General features: G+C 42.2%; 15 protein-coding genes. 11 read left to right on the top strand and 4 right to left on the bottom strand.

The features are described 5' to 3' along the window. Positions 1-77: 77 nt before the first annotated feature. The 6 genes from KFE17_07470 to KFE17_07445 all read left to right on the top strand — a co-directional run bounded on the left by KFE17_07470 (position 78) and on the right by KFE17_07445 (position 6,766). Positions 78-614, top strand: coding sequence for a hypothetical protein (locus KFE17_07470; GenBank protein QUO33550.1), 537 nt, complete (start codon positions 78-80; stop codon positions 612-614). Positions 615-776: 162 nt separating this feature from the next. After that, positions 777-1,772, top strand: coding sequence for an SPFH domain-containing protein (locus KFE17_07465; GenBank protein ID QUO33549.1), 996 nt, complete (start codon positions 777-779; stop codon positions 1,770-1,772). 29 nt (positions 1,773-1,801) lie between these two features. Beyond that, a complete protein-coding gene (locus tag KFE17_07460; GenBank protein ID QUO33548.1) occupies positions 1,802-1,999 on the top strand; it encodes an Arc family DNA-binding protein in 198 nt (65 codons plus the stop codon). Between the two features lie 300 nt (positions 2,000-2,299). Further along, the gene (locus KFE17_07455) at positions 2,300-2,740 is read left to right on the top strand and encodes a MarR family transcriptional regulator (protein QUO33660.1); all 441 of its coding nucleotides are present in this window, start codon (positions 2,300-2,302) and stop codon (positions 2,738-2,740) included. Beyond that, positions 2,724-4,910: an ABC transporter ATP-binding protein gene (locus tag KFE17_07450; protein ID QUO33547.1), complete on the top strand. Its 2,187-nt coding sequence runs from the start codon at positions 2,724-2,726 to the stop codon at positions 4,908-4,910. Before KFE17_07455 ends, KFE17_07450 begins: the two co-directional genes overlap by 17 nt. Beyond that, positions 4,910-6,766: an ABC transporter ATP-binding protein gene (locus KFE17_07445; protein ID QUO33546.1), complete on the top strand. Its 1,857-nt coding sequence runs from the start codon at positions 4,910-4,912 to the stop codon at positions 6,764-6,766. Before KFE17_07450 ends, KFE17_07445 begins: the two co-directional genes overlap by 1 nt. A 71-nt stretch (positions 6,767-6,837) precedes the next feature. Here the strand turns inward: KFE17_07445 and KFE17_07440 are convergent, their stop codons facing one another. Next, positions 6,838-7,623: an AraC family transcriptional regulator gene (locus KFE17_07440; GenBank protein ID QUO33545.1), complete on the bottom strand. Its 786-nt coding sequence runs from the start codon at positions 7,621-7,623 to the stop codon at positions 6,838-6,840. A gap of 12 nt (positions 7,624-7,635) precedes the next feature. Next, positions 7,636-9,114 (bottom strand): DUF1846 domain-containing protein, encoded by a 1,479-nt coding sequence (locus tag KFE17_07435; GenBank protein ID QUO33544.1) that lies wholly within the window; start codon positions 9,112-9,114, stop codon positions 7,636-7,638. 188 nt (positions 9,115-9,302) lie between these two features. Here KFE17_07435 and ftsH point away from each other — a divergent pair, with 188 nt between their 5' ends. Together ftsH and KFE17_07425 are read left to right on the top strand one after the other, a co-directional pair. Further along, a complete protein-coding gene (gene ftsH, locus KFE17_07430) occupies positions 9,303-11,279 on the top strand; it encodes an ATP-dependent zinc metalloprotease FtsH (protein ID QUO33543.1) in 1,977 nt (658 codons plus the stop codon). A gap of 306 nt (positions 11,280-11,585) precedes the next feature. Then, positions 11,586-13,307, top strand: coding sequence for an ABC transporter ATP-binding protein (locus KFE17_07425; GenBank protein ID QUO33542.1), 1,722 nt, complete (start codon positions 11,586-11,588; stop codon positions 13,305-13,307). Positions 13,308-13,424: 117 nt separating this feature from the next. Here KFE17_07425 and KFE17_07420 read toward each other — a convergent pair whose 3' ends face one another. Next, positions 13,425-14,384, bottom strand: a complete 960-nt coding sequence (locus KFE17_07420) for a hypothetical protein (GenBank protein QUO33541.1) — start codon at positions 14,382-14,384, stop codon at positions 13,425-13,427. 192 nt (positions 14,385-14,576) lie between these two features. Between KFE17_07420 and uvrC the strand changes: the two genes are divergently transcribed. The 3 genes from uvrC to KFE17_07405 are packed head-to-tail and all read left to right on the top strand — an operon-like array spanning position 14,577 to position 18,332. Beyond that, positions 14,577-16,418 (top strand): excinuclease ABC subunit UvrC, encoded by a 1,842-nt coding sequence (gene uvrC, locus KFE17_07415; GenBank protein QUO33540.1) that lies wholly within the window; start codon positions 14,577-14,579, stop codon positions 16,416-16,418. A 46-nt stretch (positions 16,419-16,464) separates the two neighbouring features. After that, a complete protein-coding gene (gene hprK, locus KFE17_07410) occupies positions 16,465-17,388 on the top strand; it encodes an HPr(Ser) kinase/phosphatase (GenBank protein QUO33539.1) in 924 nt (307 codons plus the stop codon). An 11-nt stretch (positions 17,389-17,399) separates the two neighbouring features. Continuing rightward, complete coding sequence (locus KFE17_07405) at positions 17,400-18,332, top strand: ROK family glucokinase (GenBank protein ID QUO33538.1); 933 nt, start codon at positions 17,400-17,402, stop codon at positions 18,330-18,332. A 125-nt stretch (positions 18,333-18,457) separates the two neighbouring features. Here KFE17_07405 and KFE17_07400 read toward each other — a convergent pair whose 3' ends face one another. After that, positions 18,458-21,007: a transglycosylase domain-containing protein gene (locus KFE17_07400; GenBank protein ID QUO33537.1), complete on the bottom strand. Its 2,550-nt coding sequence runs from the start codon at positions 21,005-21,007 to the stop codon at positions 18,458-18,460. Positions 21,008-21,019: the final 12 nt, after the last annotated feature.

Genomic DNA, 21,019 nt, shown 5'->3' with positions numbered 1-21,019 from the left:
GTTACAGAATCTGGCTGATTTTGCAAGGAAAATATACTATAATAAAACAGGGAAAAATAGACATAAGGGGTATCAAGATGATTGCATTCGAAGCGTTAAATAAAGATATGATTGTATTTTCCTATCAGACGGGACCGATTATGGGGATGGACGGTGATGAAGGCGGATTTTCTGTCTGTCTGTATGGAAATGGAAATCTAAAATACTGTACCTATAAATTTTGTGAACAGATTAACTCTATGGAAATTTTTAAAATGACCAAAGAGGAAACAAAGATGATCTATGATACGATTGCAGAGGCAGAAGAAGAACTAAAGAAAATTCCGGAGCGTTTGGATAACGGATCTACCAGCGGGAGTTCAAATGAGTTTGAATTTCTCGGTCATAAAAAAATCCGTGCCTGGAATATTAAGAAGAGTTATCCTCGTGCTGTCTGGTTTACTAACCGCAAATATTATGAGGCTTATAAAGAAAATATGATATACGAGAATCAGGTCATTGGCATTTTTGAGATGATTTGTCGCTGTTTCAAGAAGCAGGGAATAGAACTTTCGTTGGAGCGTTGTGCTATGCGGGAAGACTGCAGAGTAAGAGTGACCTGGAAAGAGCCATAGAAAGTGACATGAAAAGAAACATTGTTTTGTAGAAAGATTCTATAAAGCAGTGTTTTTTTGTAATATTTTTTTTCGGGAATCTTGACAAACATTAAATGTGGAGGTATTATGATGATATCAAAATAATATCATATAAATATCTATTGTGAGGAGGTGCCTGATATGAAAGGGGAAGAAAAAAGAGTAGAGGAGAAGTTACTGCATCCGAAGAGCGGAATGGTAATGCTGAGCATATGGATTCTTGTTATGGTAATAGCGATAGTGATTATGGTCGGAGGCGGAATTCTCTATGGAAGAGGAACGATTGGTAATGCAGTTCTTGCAGTTAGTGAAGTGATTGGTGCGATTGTTTTTACAGGAGCTGTAATTGCGATGGCAGGATTAAAAATTCTTAATCCAAATGAAGCAATCGTATTTGCCCTTTTTGGTAAATATTATGGTACAATTAAAAAAGAAGGATTCTTTTGGGTAAATCCATTTTGCACTGCGATTAATCCAAGTACAAGAAACGGAATGCCGGTTATGACGGCAAAAGGTTCTTCAGGAAAGTCAGAGTGGGGAATCAGTGATAAGAAGGTTTCACTAAAGACGATGACATTAAATAATGAGAAACAGAAAGTAAATGATGAACTCGGCAATCCGGTGGAGATTGGTGCAGTTGTAATCTGGAAAGTAATTGATCCGACGAAAGCGATGATCAATGTGGAGAATTATAAGAATTATCTGTCTATTCAGTGCGATGCGATTATTCGGAATACAGCACGCTGCTATCCGTATGATACAAGTGCCGGCGGAGATGAGAAGTCACTGCGCGGAAGCAGCCAGGAGATTGCAGATATCATGTGTAAGGAGCTTCAGAAAAAGGTAGAAGAGGCAGGAATCCAGATTCAGGAAGTTAGAATCACACATCTTGCATATGCACCGGAGATTGCTTCCGCAATGCTCCAGAGACAGCAGGCAGCAGCAATCATCGATGCGAGACAGAAGATTGTGGAAGGCGCAGTCGGTATGGTAGAGATGGCGTTGGAACGTCTGAGTGAAAAGGAAGTAGTAGAGTTGGACGAAGAGAGAAAAGCCGCAATGGTAAGCAACCTTCTTGTTGTTTTGTGCGGAAATAAAGATGCACAGCCGATTGTAAACAGTGGTTCGCTGTACTAGAAATATTATGAAAGAAGGTGGAACGGACAATGGAAACAGAAGAAAAGAAAGCTAAGGAAAAAGCTAAGAAACAAGTTCCACTTCGATTGAATGCAGCGCTTTGGAATGAACTTGCCCAGTGGGCAGAAGATGATTTTCGTTCGATTAACGGGCAGATAGAATATCTTCTGACAGAATGTGTGAAATATAGAAAGAAGCACGGAAAGAAAGAAGAAGACGTTACATAAAGACTTACAGGGAATGGATCAGAAGGAAATGAAACTTTCTGATCCATTTTTGTGTGAGGACTCGGTAAGAGCGACAGGACAGTTTACATAAGAATAAAATAGTTAGATATTTAATTAAAAAACTGTAAAAAATTATTAGAAAATAGTGAAAAAAGGGTTTGTTTTCTTGACATATATGGGGGATAAGCATAATATATCGTTAGATATCTAACTAATATAGATTTATAGATATAAGAGAAAGAAAGGAAATGAAGGGAGGAAATAAATGTGAGATGCCGAAGAGAAAATATTCCGGTGCAGATGCTTGTCTATCAGATTCTCCATCTGACAACTTATCGGGCAGAGCGTTTGCTGGAGAAATATGATTTAAAACGAGGACAGGCAGGGATCCTGTTTGTACTGGAAGAGCACAGTAATATTTCCCAGCGGGAACTGGCAGATCTGTTAAGCGTAAAACCACCGACGATTACTTCCGGATTGAAGAAAATGGAGAAGTTAGGATACATTGTGCGAACACCGGATCAGGAAGATCAGAGAGTGCTCCGACTGCAAAATACTGAGAAAGGTACTGCATGTGTGGAGAAAATCCGTGAGACGATGAAAGAAATGGAGCAGATCATGTATCGGGGATTAAGCAGAGAAGAAGTGTTGCTGCTTCGAAGATTTTTGATGCAGATCCGGGATAATTTTTTTGAAAATGAGAAAGATTTGGAGGCAGTAAAAAATGAAACATTTACTTAAATATTTAAAGGCCTATACTGTTTCAGCGATTGTGATTATTGTTGTTCTTGCGGCGCAGGCGTACTGTGATCTCTCGCTTCCGGGATATACTTCCGACATTGTGAATGTGGGAATCCAGCAAGGGGGAATTGATACAACGATCCCGAAGCAGATCAGTAAAACAGATATGGAAAAAGTAAGTCTGTTTTTAGCAGAAGAAGAAAAGGATGCGGTAATGAAGTCTTATGAGGAAGACAATACAACGTATAAGACAGATGCCTATATTTTAAAGGATATCGTGTTGGATGATGAGAAAGCGATGGAAAAGCTGTCTGAGCAGATGAACGATGCAATGCTTTTGGCAGAATCTATGTCACTGAAAGAAGATACGAAAGGAATGTTGGATCAGCTTTTAACCATGCCGGAAGAGCAGCGGCAGGCAGCTGTTGAACAAATCCGGGTTCAGGCAGAAGAAAAGATGAAAGACATACCGGAAACAATGACAGAACAGGCAGCGACCATTTATGTGAAGACAGTCTACGAAAATCTTGGTGTAGACACAGAAAAACTGCAGAACAGTTATATTTTGCGGACCGGTGGGAAAATGCTTGCGCTGGCATTTTTAGGAATGACAGCCAGTATCGTTGTTGGATTCTTAGCATCAAAAGTTGCGGCGGCAGTCGGTCGGGATTTGAGAAATCAGGTTTTCCAGAAGGTAGTCAGCTTTTCCAGCGGAGAGTTTGATAAGTTCTCGACAGCATCCCTCATTACACGAAGTACAAATGATATTCAGCAGATACAGATGCTGACGGTCATGCTGTTTCGTATGGTGTTATATGCTCCGATTATTGGAATCGGCGGTGTATACAAAGTATTTCAGACAAATGTGGATATGTCATGGATTCTTGCGGTTGCAGTGATATTGATTTTAATTGTAGTGATATTGCTCTTTACAATTGTAATGCCGAAATTCAAAGTTCTGCAGTCGCTTGTAGATCGCCTGAATCTTGTGACAAGAGAAATCCTGACGGGACTTCCGGTCATCCGTGCATTTAGTACAGAAAAATATGAAGAGAAACGTTTTGATCAATCTAACCGTGATCTTATGAAGACACAACTGTTTGTAAATCGCGCTATGACCTTTATGATGCCGGTTATGATGCTGATCATGAATGGAATTTCTGTTCTGATCGTCTGGACGGGCGCTCATGGAATTGACAGCGGTGCAATGCAGGTTGGAGACATGATGGCGTTTATTCAGTATACAATGCAGATTATTATGGCATTTTTAATGATCTGTATGATCTCCGTGATGCTTCCGCGGGCAGCAGTTTCGGCAACGAGGGTAAATGAGATTCTGACAAGCGAAACACTTGTGCAAGATCCGAAACAGCCGGAGAAATTTGGAGAAAATGCAAAGGGAACAGTTGTATTTGATCATGTATCGTTCCGATATCCGGGAGCCGGAGAAGACGTGCTTCACGATATTACATTTACGGCAAAACCAGGTGAAACGACAGCATTTATCGGAAGTACGGGAAGCGGTAAATCTACACTGATCAATCTGATTCCGCGATTTTATGATGTGACCGAAGGGCGGATTACGATTGACGGAAAAGATATTAAAAATGTCACGCAGCATGATCTGCGCGAGCGAATCGGTTATGTACCGCAGAAGGGAGTGCTGTTTTCGGGAACAATTAAGTCGAATATTTTGTATGGAAGACCAAAAGGCAGTGCAGAAGAAATGCAGACAGCGGCTGAGATTGCACAGGCAGCAGAATTTATTGATCAAAAGAAAGAAGGGTATGACAGCCATATCGCTCAGGGCGGGGCAAATGTATCCGGAGGACAGAAGCAGAGACTTTCTATTGCGAGGGCAATTGCGAAACAACCGGATATCTTTATTTTTGACGACAGTTTTTCGGCGCTTGACTATAAAACAGACGTGACGCTGCGAAAAGAGCTAAAGAAACATACGAAAGACAGTACCGTATTGATTGTGGCACAGCGGATCAGCACGATTCTTCATGCAGAACAGATTGTGGTGCTGGATGAAGGAAATGTTGCGGGAATCGGAACGCATAAAGAACTGCTGAAGCATTGTGAGGTGTATCGCCAGATTGCGGCATCTCAGCTCTCCGAAAAAGAGCTGGAACGTGATCTGAACAGTGGAAAGGAGGAAGCATAATGGGCAAGTCAGAACATAGAACTCCGAAAAGAGGCGGTATGGGGCACGACCATGGCCATGGAGGAATGATGGCAGGAGAGAAAGCAAAAGACTTTAAAGGAACAATGAAAAATCTTATGGGATATATCAAAGAATTTCGACTTGCAATTTTCTTTGTAATTGTCTTTGCTGTTGGAAGTACGGTATTTAATATTGTCGGACCGAAAATCCTCGGAAAAGCAACGACGGAAATCTTCAACGGGCTTGTCGGCAAAGTTTCCGGAGGAAGCGGGATTGATTTTTCAAAGATTGGACAGATTTTACTTTTCTTGCTGGGACTTTATCTTGTCAGTGCATTATTTTCTCTGATTCAGGGCTATCTTATGACGGGAGTGACACAGAAACTTTCCTATAAAATGCGTAGAGAAATTTCTGAGAAGATTCAGAGAATGCCGATGAATTACTTTGATACGACAACTCATGGGGAGGTACTTTCACGAGTCACAAATGATGTTGATACACTTAGCCAAAGTCTGAATCAGAGTGCGACACAGCTGATCACATCTATTACAATGCTGATCGGTGTGCTCGCGATGATGCTCAGTATCAGTCCGCTGATGACGGTAGTTGCACTTTTGATCCTTCCGGTATCAATGCTCTTAGTATCAATGATTGTAAAACATTCTCAGAAATATTTCCGGGATCAACAGGAATATCTGGGGCATGTGAACGGGCAGGTAGAAGAAGTGTATAGTGGACATACGATTGTAAAGGCATTCAACAAAGAGAATGAAGTAACAGAAGAATTTGCGAGAAATAATGATATTCTCTATGAAAGCGCCTGGAAATCTCAGTTTTTCTCCGGAATGATGATGCCGATCATGCAGTTTGTGGGAAATCTTGGGTATGTGGCAGTATCGATTCTAGGAGGATATCTGGCAATTAAGAAGACAATCGAAGTCGGAGATATTCAGTCCTTTATTCAATATGTGAGAAACTTTACGCAGCCAATCCAACAGGTAGCTCAGGTGGCGAATATGCTGCAGTCAACGGCAGCTGCTTCGGAGCGAGTGTTTGAATTTCTGAATGAGGCAGAAGAAGATCAGACGGTGGAACACCCGGTTTCTGTAGAAGGGCTGAAAGGAAATGTCACATTCGATCATGTACATTTTGGATATCAGCCGAATAAGATTATCATCAATGATTTTTCGGCTGAAGTAAAAGAAGGGCAGAAAATTGCCATTGTTGGTCCGACCGGTGCAGGAAAGACAACGATGATTAAATTGCTGATGAGGTTTTATGATGTCAATAGTGGTGCAATTCTTGTGGATGGACATAATCTGAAAGATTTTAATCGAAGTGAATTGCGTCAGATGTTTGGAATGGTCCTCCAGGATACATGGCTTTTCCACGGCAGCATTAAGGAGAATATCCGCTATGGAAGATTGGATGCTACAGATGAAGAAGTCGAAGAGGCAGCAAAGGCGGCTTATGCACACAGATTTATTCAGACACTTCCGGGTGGATATGATATGGAGCTGAATGAGGAAGCTACGAATGTATCTCAGGGGCAGAAGCAGCTGCTGACGATTGCGAGAGCAATCTTAGCAGATCCGAAGATTTTGATTCTTGATGAGGCGACCAGCTCTGTTGATACGCGAACAGAAGAGAGGATTCAGAAAGCGATGGACAATCTGATGAAAGGAAGGACGAGTTTTGTGATCGCGCATCGCCTTTCTACGATCCGGGATGCAGATCTGATCCTTGTTATGAAAGACGGAGATATTGTAGAACAGGGAAATCACGAAGAATTACTGAAGCAGGGAGGCTTCTATGCGGAACTTTATAACTCCCAGTTTGAGCAGGCAACGGCATAAACATGCAAAAACAGCGCAGCATTTGTTATGAATGCTGTGCTGTTTCTTTTTGTCATAAAATATTTTTTTAATTAGTGCTTATGTGTCCACATATATTCTTCCGGAGAAATTTCTTCCTGCTCCCGAAAATAAGTCTCAAAGGATGGGATATCACTGAAACCGCAGGAATAACAGATTTCCCGGACACGGTATTTGCCGCTCTCTAACATAGCTTTTGCCAGTTCGAGACGGTAGCGGACAAGATACTGTCTTGGAGAAATACCTTCCAGTTCCATAAACAGACGGTAAAGGTAACTCCGGTCAATCTGAAGATAGTCGGCAACTTCATGGATGCGCACATCATAGCTGTAATTATTCCGCATATATTCTTTGGCAAGTTCCACATACCCTTCTTTTGTTGGAAGCGGCTCTTCTTTGGCGCGCTTAATTGCCGGAGAAAGAAGGGAGAGAAGATTGCCGACCATAGAAAGCTGCTGACAGTCTCTGGAACGGAATGCACTTAAAATCTGCCGGATATGGAAAAAATAAGATGCAAGCTCTTCTGTTACGGAAAAGCGAGGATTCTCAATGAAATAAGTATTTGGCAGAAGTTTTCGAACCTGTTGACCGCCAAATGCAACCCAGGCATAATGCCAGGGCTCATATATGTCGGCTTCGTAATAAGTAAGTTCTTCCGGACAAGTGAGGAAAATATCTCCCTGCTCCAGATGATAAATATCTGCGCCCTTCTGGATAATACCTTTTCCGGATAAAACGACATGAAGAATATAGTGAGGATGTACTGACGGACCGGTAGAAATACCCGATTCGCACTGTTCTTCTCCGCAGAAATAAATCATCAGACCATCATTTTTCATGGTTTTCCTCCATTAGTGATAAAGCTTCTTTTGTTCGTATTTGGCTTCGCTTGTCAGTTGAATGCCAAGTTTTTTAAACTGTTTGATATCAACTTCTGAGAGCATGACAGAAGTATGTGCCTGGCATCCTTTCAGCTTTGGAAGCTGTTCCAGTGCAAGACTGGCAACAGGATTGGTTGCAGCGCTGATGGAAAGTGCAATCATTACCTCGTCCATATGAAGACGCGGATTGCGGCTTCCGAGATAGTTGACTTTCAGACGCTGGATTGGCTCGATAGCTTCCGGGGAAATGAGATGTAATTTGTGATCAATATGCCCGAGAGCCTTGAGTGCATTTAATAAAAGAGCAGCAGAAGCGCCGAGAAGATTGCTTGTCTTTCCAGTGATCATCGTGCCGTCCGGAAGTTCCAGTGCGGCAGCAGGTGCGCCGGTTTCTTCTGCACGCTGAAGAGCTACTTTCACAACAGAGCGGTCTGTTGTGCTTGTATGTGCCTGTTTCATCAATAATTCAATCTTATATGCTTCCTGCTCCTGGCGTGTGCCAAGCAATAGACCATTCAGTGCATCGTAGTAACGGCGAATGATCTCCTGACAGGAGGCTTCGCGGCATGCTTCATCGTCAATGATGCAGTTGCCGACCATATTTACTCCCATATCTGTAGGAGATTTGTATGGACTGGAGCCATAAATCTGTTCAAAGATTGCTGTCAGAACAGGGAAAATCTCAACATCACGGTTATAGTTGACAGTTGTCACGCCATATGCTTCCAGGTGGAACGGGTCAATCATATTGACATCATTCAAATCAGCAGTTGCCGCTTCATAAGCCAGATTTACCGGATGTTTCAAAGGAATATTCCAGATTGGGAATGTCTCGAACTTGGCATAACCGGCACGGATGCCTCTCTTATGTTCGTGGTAAAGCTGAGAGAGACAGGTCGCCATTTTGCCGCTTCCAGGTCCCGGAGCTGTAATGATTACAAGCGGACGGGTTGTTTCAATATAATCATTCTTACCATAGCCATTATCACTGACGATAAGCGGAATATTAGACGGATAACCTTCAATAATATAATGAAGATAAACACGGATACCCAACTTCTCAAGGCGGGATTTAAAGAGATCTGCACTTGCCTGACCACTGTACTGTGTAATTACAACACTTCCAACATACAAGCCTTTGTCTTTGAATTCATCAATCAGGCGAAGCACATCCAAATCATATGTGATTCCAAGATCGCCGCGAACTTTATTCTTCTCAATGTCACCGGCACTGATTACAATGACGATTTCGGCCTGATCTGAAAGCTGCATCAGCATACGCAGCTTGCTGTCTGGGGCAAAACCCGGAAGAACACGGGATGCGTGGAAGTCATCAAAGAGTTTTCCGCCGAATTCGAGATAAAGCTTGTTATCAAATTGATCAATCCGCTCTCTGATATGAGAGGATTGCATTTGCAGGTATTTTTCATTATCAAATCCAATACGCATAAAAACACTTTCCTTTTATAAATAAAATAATAGTTGATTAAAACATTAATAAAAACAGTATACTACAAGATAGAATGAGATTGCTAGTATTATCTTAAAAAAAATACCACAAAAATTTCACATTCTTCATATTGATTTATAATAGGAGGATATTTATAATAAAAGAGATAGTATGTAGGAGGAAGTAAATGGAAAATTCAAATAACAACAAAGACGATAAGAATCATAAGAATGGGCGTCAGGGGATGATGATTATAATCCTGACGACATTGATTACCGCTTTCCTTGTTCTTGGGTTATATCAGATGCGCCAGGACAGTCAGTACACAGAGATTACATACAGTAAGTTTCTGAAGCTGGTAGAAGAGAAAAAGGTAGAGAAAGTTACGATTGACACGGACCGACTGGAGATTACATTAAAAGAAGATAAGGAAGAAAAGAACAATCTTCTGGGGTTAAAAACAACATATTATACAGGTGTTGTGAAGGACGAAACGCTGTCACAGCGTCTCTATGATGCAGGGGTCGAATTTGGACAGAAAGTACCGGATTCTACAAGTGCAATCCTGTTGAATATTTTCCTGAGTGTAATCCTTCCGTTTGTTATGATCTTTGCCATGCTGAGTTTTGTTATGAAGCGTATGTCAAAGGGCGGAGGAATGATGGGCATTGGAAAAAGCAATGCAAAAATGTATGTCGAGAAGGAAACCGGAGTGACATTTAAAGATGTTGCCGGAGAAGATGAGGCGAAGGAGTCGCTTCAGGAAGTTGTAGATTTTCTTCATAATCCGGGGAAATATACTGGAATTGGAGCAAAACTTCCGAAGGGAGCTCTCCTTGTAGGACCGCCCGGAACAGGTAAGACGCTGTTGGCAAAAGCGGTTGCGGGAGAAGCGAAGGTTCCGTTTTTCTCATTATCCGGTTCTGCTTTTGTAGAAATGTATGTAGGTGTGGGAGCATCCCGTGTGCGGGATCTTTTTAAACAGGCACAGTCTATGGCGCCATGTATTATTTTTATTGATGAGATCGATGCGATCGGAAAGAGCCGTGACAGTGCAATGGGCGGCAATGATGAGCGGGAGCAGACGTTAAATCAGCTTCTGGCGGAAATGGATGGGTTTGATACGAGCAAAGGGTTATTGCTTCTTGGCGCAACGAACCGTCCGGAAATCTTAGATCCGGCGCTGCTTCGTCCGGGACGGTTTGACCGGAGAATTATTGTAGATAAACCGGATCTGAAAGGTCGTATTGATATTTTGAAAGTACATGCCAAAGATGTGAAGATGGATGAATCTGTTGATCTTGAGGCGATCGCACTGGCGACTTCAGGAGCGGTAGGATCCGATTTGGCAAATATGATCAATGAAGCTGCGATCACTGCTGTAAAGCATGGCAGAGGAGTTGTGTCACAGTCAGATCTGTTTGAGGCAGTAGAAGTGGTTCTTGTAGGAAAAGAAAAGAAAGACCGGATTATGAGCAGTGAGGAACGACAGATTGTTTCTTACCATGAAGTAGGACATGCGCTTGTAAGCGCGCTCCAGAAAGACGCAGAACCGGTTCAGAAAATTACGATTGTACCGCGTACAATGGGAGCCCTCGGATATGTGATGCAGACACCGGAAGAAGAGAAGTTTCTTAATACAAAGAAGGAACTGGAAGCAATGCTTGTAGGAATGCTTGCCGGAAGAGCTGCGGAGGAGATTGTATTTAATACAGTAACAACAGGAGCTTCCAATGATATTGAGCAGGCGACAAAGGTTGCAAGAGCTATGATTACTCAGTATGGTATGTCTGAGAAATTCGGTCTGATTGGTCTGGAATCTGTACAGAGCCGTTATTTGGACGGACGACCGGTACAGAACTGTGGACCGGAGACTGCAGCGGAAATCGATAAAGAAGTCATGAAGATGCTGAAAGACGCTTATGAAGAGGCAAAGAGAATCCTTCAGGAGAACCGAGATGCCCTTGATAAGATTGCAGCATTTCTGATTGAGAAAGAAACGATCACAGGAAAAGAGTTTATGGAGATCCTGCGGGAAGTGCAGGGAATCGATCCGGAACAGACAGCATCAAAGAAACAGGAACGGATTGTCATGAAAGAGAATGTGACAGCACAGCCGGAAGAAGATGCTGTTGCAGAGGCAGATAGCGAAGCAGAGAAATAAGAAGATAGGATCAATAGCAGTCGGATGTTTTGGTTTTCAGAATTTCCGGCTGCTTTTTATTGCATTTGTACAAAAAACGTAATATTCTTAATCTGTATTGATAGTAGAACGTGAACAGGAACACAGGGGGAAGAAACGATGTCACATGAAATCTTAGTTGTGGAAGAGGTTTGTCTATCGCGAAAGGCTTTGTAGAAAAAATGAACGGAGAGATCCAGGCGGAAATGAAGGAAGGATGGTTTGGCATCCATATTTGGTTTTCATGTGAAAATTAAGAAGTAAAGAGGCATGAGGAGGAGTTTTACTATGAAAAATGGTTATAAAGTAATGTTAAAATACGTTACATTACATAAAAGAAAAGTCATTGTACTGGTTTTGCTTTTAATTCTAAATAGTTTCTTTGGGACATTTCCACTAAAAATTATTGAGAAGTTAATCGATACGGTAGAAGAAAATTTTACGATAACATGTGTTTTGGCGTTAGGAGGAATTTATTTTTTAACTCAAGTGGTCTGGGTTATTTTGGGTGGTGCAGTTAATAGACTAACTGCAAAACTGGAAACAGGTATAGGGCATAATATACGAATGGAATTGTATGAAAAGATTTTACGTTTGCCGCTGGGATATTTTGAAAAGAATAATTCAGGGGATATTATGCTTAGGCTGATCCAAGACAGTGAGATTACAGTTGAAGGGGTACTGACTCCAATCATATTTTTAACGTTAAATGTGTTTCAATTTATACTTGGATTTTATTTCATTTCTTCGATTAGTGTTGCTGTTGCTTTATGGATGATTCCGATAGGAGTTTTGTTGATTTTTTTGTCATTGCAAAGCGGTACTCCAATACGAAATTTGACAAAAAAGCAAAGAGACTGCAAAGAACAGTTATGGAATGATTTTCAAGAAGGAATTAAAAATATTAAAGTGTTAAAGCTTTTAAAAAAAGAAAAGGCATATTTCGGAAAGGTAGAAGATTCGAGTACAGCGTTGGCAAAAGAGTCTTTGAAGCTGAATAAATATACGATGTTAATTGATCGCTTGTATTCTGCTTTATTTATGCTATTAATTGCATTTATTATGATTTATGGCTGTGTTCAAGTGAAAAATAATGAGTTATCCATCGGTGGTTTATCGGCATTAATGATGTATAATGGAATTCTGATTGATCCGATGTTAAATTTTTTTGACTTTTATCAGCAATTTCAGCAAGTATCTGTCGGAGTGAATCAGATCTCGCAGATTCTGGAAGAAAAGGAAGAAAATCCTAGAGCGGCAAAAGAACAACAAATTCGTTATGAAAAAGAAATTCTAATTAAAAATTTAACTTTTTCCTATCAAAATAAAGAAGTATTGCATAATATATCGGGAAAAATCACAAAAGGAGAACACATTGCTCTTGTAGGGATTTCAGGCTCCGGAAAAAGCACATTATATGATATTCTAGCAGGATTTTATGAGATTAATAAAAATCAGGTATTTATCGATGGTAAGGATTTGATGGAATTATCAATTACAAATTTGCGGGAGCTGATTCAAATGGTGTTTCAGGATACCGGAATTTTTGCCGGAACGATACGGGATAATTTAAAATTATTTGATGAGCAGATAACGGATGAGGAAATCTATGATGCTTTAGAAGAAGTCGGGTTAAAACAAATGGTTGACAAGTTATCAAGTGGGTTAGATACTGTTTTAAGTGAGAATGGAGAAAATCTTTCAGGTGGAGAAAAACAAAGATTGATGTTAGCACGTGTTTTTTTGATGCATAGACCAATTTTGATTTTGGATGAAGCATTTTCAGCATTGGACACAATTACGTCAACGTATGTATTCAAAAATATTTTAAAAGCGTATAAAAATGATACAATCATTATTACAACACATAAGTTAGAGGAGATTGTTGAGGAATGTGATAGAGTGCTTGTATTCCAAGACGGTAAAATAGAAAACAGCGGTACGCATAAAACACTATTAGACGAGTCTGAATTATATAGAAAACTATATTATATGAATGGAAGTATTTAAAACAAAAAATTGTAAACGCATACTGCTAATCTATAAACAGCAACGCCGGAAAGAAGAGAAACTGTTCAGTTCCTAATCTTTTCGGCGTTGCTGTTTTCATAATATAATATTTTAAATTTACGCCACCGTATCAGTTGTCAGATAGTCTACATTCAATTCTTTCCAACGCGCCTTGTCTTCCGGCGAATTGTACGTCCAGACATTGATCATGAGTCCTTTTTCCTGAGCGTAATCGATTAACTCAGGTATGATAGAAGAAGCGGCGATTCCGCTTCGCTCAATGGCAGCAGCCGCGTCAATGGCTTCTGCGGTAGCATTGTCCACAAGATACTGTACCTGCATGGTGCTGCTCAGTTCCCGGATGCGTTTCATAAAATCAAGATTGGTCAGTGCGATGCTGGCGCCTTCCATACTGCACTCCCGGACAATCTCAATCATACCGTCCAAATAAGATATATCAGAAAATTTAATGTCAAGCACAGCATTGATTCCGTATTGGCTGCACAGATCCAAATATTCCCGCAATGTCGGGACTTTCTGATTCGGATAAGTGTCAATTCCGGAACCGTGGTCAATGACTGCACCGGAAATCTGACTAAGTGTCAGACCGGAAATATTGCCGCCCATATTCGTCATGCGATCCATGCTTCCGTCATGCATACAGACATATTCGCCGTCACTTGTGCGCCATACATCTGTCTCAATCCCCCAGGTGCCGCTTTGTGCTGCCAGTTCAAAAGCAGCGAGGCTGTTTTCCGGAGCAGCTGAACTGAATCCCCGGTGTGCGATAGTTTTCATGCCGCTGTTGGCAAGTGCAACGGAAGCCGCTTTTTCCAGTTCTGTGTGGGCATTTCCAAGAATCTGTATGGAAGACGAAGCCGTCTTTGGATTCTTGTCAGCAGCCTGTCGGGCGATGAAACTGCCGGTACTTTTGTTAAGAAGAAGATGCATTCCGCCGGCAAAACATACCATGACAGCCAGCGAAGCTGAGAGAATCATCTTCTGGAGCCGTACAACACGCCGTCTTTTGGCACGCATTTGCCGCAGCTTTATTTCACGAGCTTCATTCATATTCATAATTCATTTCCCCTGTAATTTATTTATACTTTATTATTTCCCTACGATATTATAGCATACATCTTTTGAAAAACAAAATAATTTTCCAGTTTTTTTAATTTTTTCTTTTTATCGTATGGGACTGCTTGGAAAATGATGAGGTTCATGGTAGGATAACAGTGATAATTGAAGTATGGAAAAAGGATGATGAGAATGTTTCAGATAGAAGAAGAATTGAAGAAACTTCCGGCAAAACCGGGAGTGTATTTGATGCATGATGAGAAGGATGAGATCATCTATGTGGGGAAAGCCATTAGTTTGAAAAACCGTGTGCGCCAGTATTTTCAGACGAGTCGGAACAAAGGCGTTAAGATTGAGCAGATGGTGACTCATATTACGCGATTTGAATATATCGTAACGGATTCGGAACTGGAGGCACTTGTACTGGAATGCAACCTGATTAAGGAGCATCGGCCGAAATACAATACCATGTTGATGGATGATAAGACGTATCCATTTATTAAAGTAACAGTGAATGAACCGTATCCGCGGATGATGCTTGTGCGTCAGATGAAGAAAGATAAGGCGAAATATTTTGGCCCGTATACGAGTAATACTGCGGTAAAGGATACAATTGAGCTTTTGCGGAAGCTGTATAAAGTGCGGAATTGCAGCCGGAATCTGCCAAGAGATATCGGGAAGGAACGCCCTTGTCTGAATTATCATATCAAACAGTGTGAGGCGCCGTGCCAGGGATACATTTCTCAGGAAGCTTACCGCCGCTCGATTGATGAGGCAATTAAGTTTCTAAATGGCAGTTATGATGGGATTTTGAAAGAACTTGAAGCGAAAATGCAGGATGCTTCAGAGAAAATGGAATTTGAGAGGGCCATTGAATACCGGGAGCTGATAAAGAGTGTGACGCAGATTGCACAGAAGCAGAAGATTACGAACAGCAGTCAGGAGGACAGGGATATTCTGGCGCTGGCAAAAGATGGTGAAGATGCGATCGTGCAAGTATTTTTTATCCGGGGAGGCCGGCTGATCGGTCGGGATCATTTTTATCTGAAGGTCGGAAGCGAAGAATCAAGAGGAGAGATTCTGCAGAGTTTTATTAAGCAATTCTATGCGGGTACACCGTATATTCCGGGAGAACTGATGCTGCAGGCAGAGGTGGAAGAAACAGAACTTTTGGAAGAGTGGCTCGGAAGCCGCAGAGGTCATCGGGTGCGTATTACCGTGCCGAAGAAGGGGGAGAAAGAAAAACTGGTGGAGCTTGCATGGAAGAATGCGCTTATGGTTCTGACAAAAGATAAAGAGCGAATCAAACGGGAGGAAGGAAGAACCATTGGCGCTGTAAAAGAGATTGAAGCGCTTCTCGGATTGAAGGGAATCGTGAGAATGGAAGCTTATGATATTTCCAATACGAGTGGATTTGCTTCTGTTGGTTCTATGGTTGTGTATGAGAGAGGAAAACCGAAACGGAATGATTATCGCAAATTCAAGATTAAGAGCGTGCAGGGTCCAAATGATTACGCAAGTATGGAAGAAGTGTTGACGAGAAGATTTTCTCACGGCCTTAAAGAGCAGGAGGAAGGAAAGGAACTCGGCAGTTTTCATGCATTTCCGGATCTGATCCTTATGGACGGAGGCCGGGGGCAGGTAAATGTGGCAGAGCGCGTGCTGGAGTCGCTTCATCTTCAGATTCCGGTCTGTGGAATGGTCAAGGATGACTTCCATAGAACAAGAGGCCTGTATTACAAAAATGAGGAAATTCCAATCGAACGAACGAGTGAAGGATTTAAGCTGATTACAAGAATCCAGGATGAGGCGCATCGGTTTGCTATTGAATTTCATAAGAATTTAAGAAGCAAAGAGCAGGTTCATTCTGTTCTGGATGATATTCCGGGAATCGGACCGACAAGGCGAAAAGATCTGATGAAACATTTCCAGAACCTGGATGCGATCCGCAGCGCTTCTGTGGAAGAACTGAAAGAGCTTCCTTCCATGAATGAAAAATCCGCAAATGAAGTATACAATTTTTTTCACAAATGATATAATAAATTGAAAGTGCGAGTTGATTCAGGAAAGGAAGAAATATATGAGCAGTGTAGAAATGAAGAAACTGGTTGAAAAGATGAAATTAAAGAATCTTACACCGGATATTTCGCTTGCCGGACGTAAAATCGAAGTGCCGGATATCAACCGTCCGGCGCTGCAGCTGACGGGATTTTTTGAGCATTTTGATGCGGACCGCGTACAGATCATTGGTTATGTGGAATATGCATATTTGCAGAGCATATCAGATGAGAGAAAAGAAGAGATCTATACTCTGCTGTTAGAACGAAAGATTCCGTGTCTGATCTACAGCAGAGATTTACGGCCGGATGAGATCATGCTGCGTAAGGCAGTCGAATACGATGTTCCGGTATTCCTGACAGATAAGGCAACATCTCCGTTTATGGCAGAGATTATCCGATGGCTGAATGTAGAGCTTGCGCCGTGCATTTCTATTCATGGCGTGCTTGTAGATGTTTACGGTGTCGGGGTACTGATCATGGGAGAGAGCGGTATCGGTAAGAGTGAGGCGGCTCTTGAGCTGATTAAGAGAGGGCATCGGCTTGTAACCGACGATGTCGTTGAGATTCGAAAAGTAAGTGATGAAACGCTTGTGGGACGTGCTCCGGATATTACAAGACATTTCATTGAACTGAGAGGAATCGGTATTGTGGATGTGAAGACGCTGTTTGGTGTTCAGAGTGTGAAGGAAACACAGACGATTGATCTTGTAATTACTCTGGAAGACTGGAACAGAGATAAGGAATATGACCGGCTTGGTCTGGAGGAAGAATACACAGAATTCCTGGGCAATAAGGTTGTATGTCATTCTATCCCAATCCGACCGGGACGTAACCTTGCGATCATTGTAGAATCTGCATCTGTTAATCACAGACAGAAACAGATGGGATACAATGCAGCACATGAACTGTATCGCCGTGTGCAGGAAAATTTATTAAAGAAATAGGAGAGAAGAAGATGAACTATTGTTTTGGTGTGGACATTGGAGGAACTACAGTAAAGATGGGATTATTCCAGTTTGATGGCGAACTGGTAGAAAAGTGGGAGATTAAGACGAATACAGCTAATGGGGGACATGCAATTCTTCCGGATATCGCAGAATCTCTGAATCTGAAAATGGAACATCACCATCTGACACAGGAGAACATTCTTGGAATCGGAGTAGGAGTTCCGGCGCCGGTTTCTGAGAATGGTATTGTACAGAAGACTGCTAATCTTGGATGGGGTTATAAAGATGTGAAGCATGAACTGGAAGAATTGACCGGTATCACAGTTGCTGTTGGAAATGATGCCAATGTGGCAGCATTAGGCGAGATGTGGAAAGGCGGCGGACTTGGACATAAGAATCTGATCATGGTAACACTTGGAACAGGTGTTGGCGGCGGTGTAATCGTTAATGGAAAGATTCTGAGTGGTTCTACAGGAGCCGGCGGTGAGATTGGGCATATCTGTGTAAATTATGAGGAGACAGAAGTCTGCGGCTGCGGCGGACGCGGATGTCTAGAACAGTACGCATCTGCAACAGGGATTGTTCGTCTTGCAAAGAGAAAACTGGCAAATGAGACGAGAAAGACACTTCTTGAGAAAGACATGCTGTCTGCAAAATCTATCTTTGATGCTGTGAAAGAAGGAGATGCAGTTGCAATGGAAGTTGCAGAAGAATTCGGACGCTATCTTGGTTATGCGCTTGCGAATCTGGCAGTGATCTCTGATCCGGCAGTCATTGTTATCGGCGGCGGTGTGTCAAAAGCAGGAGAAATTCTTATTTCCTATGTGGAGAAATATTTCAAAGAGAGAGCTTTCTTTGCAAATACTCATGTCATTTTCTCACTTGCCAAACTGGGAAATGATGCGGGAATCTGCGGAGCAGCTAAGTTAGTATTGAACTAAGAAATCTTTCGGTGATTTTTAGAATACAGTTTCAAAAATAATAGAATGAAAAAAGACCAAAAGCAGAAATGTTATTGCTTTTGGTCTTTTCTTTTCCCACTATATGTTATATGAGAAGTGCTGTACTATTGTGCTGGCGGATTTTGTGTATTTGGATCCGTCGGTGTCTCCGGTTGTGTAGGAGGCGGTGTCGGTTCTGTCGGTGTCTCCGGTGTAGTTGGAGTTTCCGGTTCCGTTGGAGATTCAGGCTGTGTTGTACCGCTGTTGCTGTCGCTATCGTTATCATCCTCTTTGTCATCGTCATCATCATCGTCAGGAGTTTCTACAACATGTCCGCTGCAGTAGTCATCCGGCAGATCGTCTTTGGCAAACAGTTCTGAAGTTGTAGGGCAGCTGCTTGTGGCGCGTAATCCCGTAATTGAACATACAGAAGCTTTTTCAACAGAATCCGGTAATGCAAATTCTCTGACCGGAAGAGATTCGTGAATGCGTTCCATAATACTTCTCCAGATCGTCAGATGAAAGCTTGTATTTGTCAGCGGTTTGTTAGAGTCATATCCAGCCCAGATAGAGGCAGTATAATATGGCGTATAACCGGAGAACCAGATATCTACATTAGAAGAGGTAGTACCGGTCTTACCGGATACAGGCATACCGCTGTACAGAGCAGCCCGGCGTCCGGTTCCGCTGGAACCGTAGATAACGCTCTTCATACCATCTGTCAGAAGAGCAGCAGTAGAATCCTTTAATACCGTATGGGATTCCGGAGTAGTATTATCAAGAAGCACATTGCCGTCATGGTCGATTACTTTTGTGTAAAGTACCGGACGGTTATAAACACCGCCATTGGCAATGGCTGCATATGCCGCTGTCATTTCAATATTCGTAACACCGTTTGTAATACCGCCGAGTGCGGTTGCTTCATGCACATCATTTGGCTGTACATTCGGATCTGTGACAATGGTTGTTAATCCGAATTCTTTCAGGTATTCCATAGAAAGTGCAGGAGTTACATCTGCAATCGTTTTGACAGCACAGACGTTGGCAGACTGCTCAATACAAGATCTGACAGTCATATCGCCCTTGTAGTAATCTCCCCACCAGTTGTTTACTTTCTTATGTTCGCCATCGGAGTAATAGTATTCTTCGTCTTTGATCGTAGTTGCAAGATTATATCCGCAGCTGTCGATAGCAGGCGCATAGGCTGCCAGAATCTTAAAGCAGGATCCAGGCTGCCGCGCAGAGTCTGTAGCACGGTTAAAACTCTTACTGGATGTCTTTTCTCCACGTCCGCCGGAGAGTGCTTTGACCTGACCGGTGTATTGATCCATAATCAGGAAGGATGCCTGTGGCTGTGGAGAAGTGCTGAAAGCTTCGTCGTGAGACTGGTCGTCCGGACGGACTACAGTTGCCTTCCATTCTTCTACATAAGCTCTGGCAGTTTCTTCGGAATCGAATACAAGACCGTATTTGTCGCCATGAACTTCTTTCATATAAGCTGCAATATGTTCCTGACCGAAGTTCTCGACAGTTCCATCGGCGCGGACAATGGTAAATGCATAGGAAAGACCGACTTCGCTTGCAGGATAATATTCATCATTATTGATCTCTTCATCGCAGATTGCCTGCAGCGCTTTGTCCTGTGTCGCGAAAATAGAAAGTCCGCCGCTGTAAACAGCATTGTAAGCCTGGGTTGCGGAATATCCAAGTTTGGTTTCCAGATCTTCCTGCACTTGTGAAGAAAGTGCGTCAATAAAATAAGTGTAAGGTGAATCATCAGCAGAAACGGCAGAGTTTACAATCTGAATCCGCTCATATACCTGATCAGCGAGCGCCTCCTGACGTTGAGCTTCTGTGATATATCCCTGCTCTGCCATATTACGGAGAACTTTGTCGCGACGTTTTGCGTTCTCATCAGGATTTGTAATCGGATTATATCGTGTCGGGTTCTGTGTGATCGCTGCAACTACAGCACATTCAGAGAGTGACAGTTCAGATACATCTTTCCCGAAATATCGTTTTGCTGCTGTCTGAACACCCAGTGTATTCTGTCCCAGGTTAATGGTATTCAGATAGTTTTCAAGGATCTGTTCTTTGGATTCCTGTTTCTCAAGCTGAAGTGCGAGATACTGTTCCTGCAGCTTTCGTTCTACACGCTCATAAAAAGTATCTTCTTCCATAAAGTCGGTATAGATCGTATTCTTAATCAGCTGCTGTGTCAGTGTACTGGCACCCTGTGAGAAGTTTCCACCATTTAAAATACCGGTAATACCGGCTCTGATAATACCCTGTGGATCAATTCCTTTGTGTTCATAGAAGCGTTCATCTTCGATTGCTACAAATGCATGCTGCAGATCTTTCGGAATCTCAGAGATCGGTTTATAAATACGGTTCGCATTAGCAGCAACGAAACGTTCCAGCTCTTCGCTTCCGTCCTGATTATAAACGGTTGTGGAATATCCTTCAGGTTTGACGTTGGCAGGAGAAATATCCGGCGCATTGTCAATGATTCGTTTAGCGAATAATCCAACACCTACGACAGCGAGAATGGCGCAGAGAATCAGCGTAAGAAGCGTTGCTTTCAGGACGCGGACACCGGCCCGTTTCTTTTTCATCGTAGATTTGGAAGTGAGTGCTTTTTGTTTTTTAGAAACATTTCTTTTTCCATAATTCATGAATCAGTAGCC

Origin of the sequence: Faecalicatena sp. Marseille-Q4148, from assembly GCA_018228665.1 — a bacterium.
Lineage (GTDB): Bacteria > Bacillota > Clostridia > Lachnospirales > Lachnospiraceae > UBA9414.
Note: the sequence above shows the minus strand (reverse complement) of the source record. Positions and strands in the feature narration are given on the sequence as shown.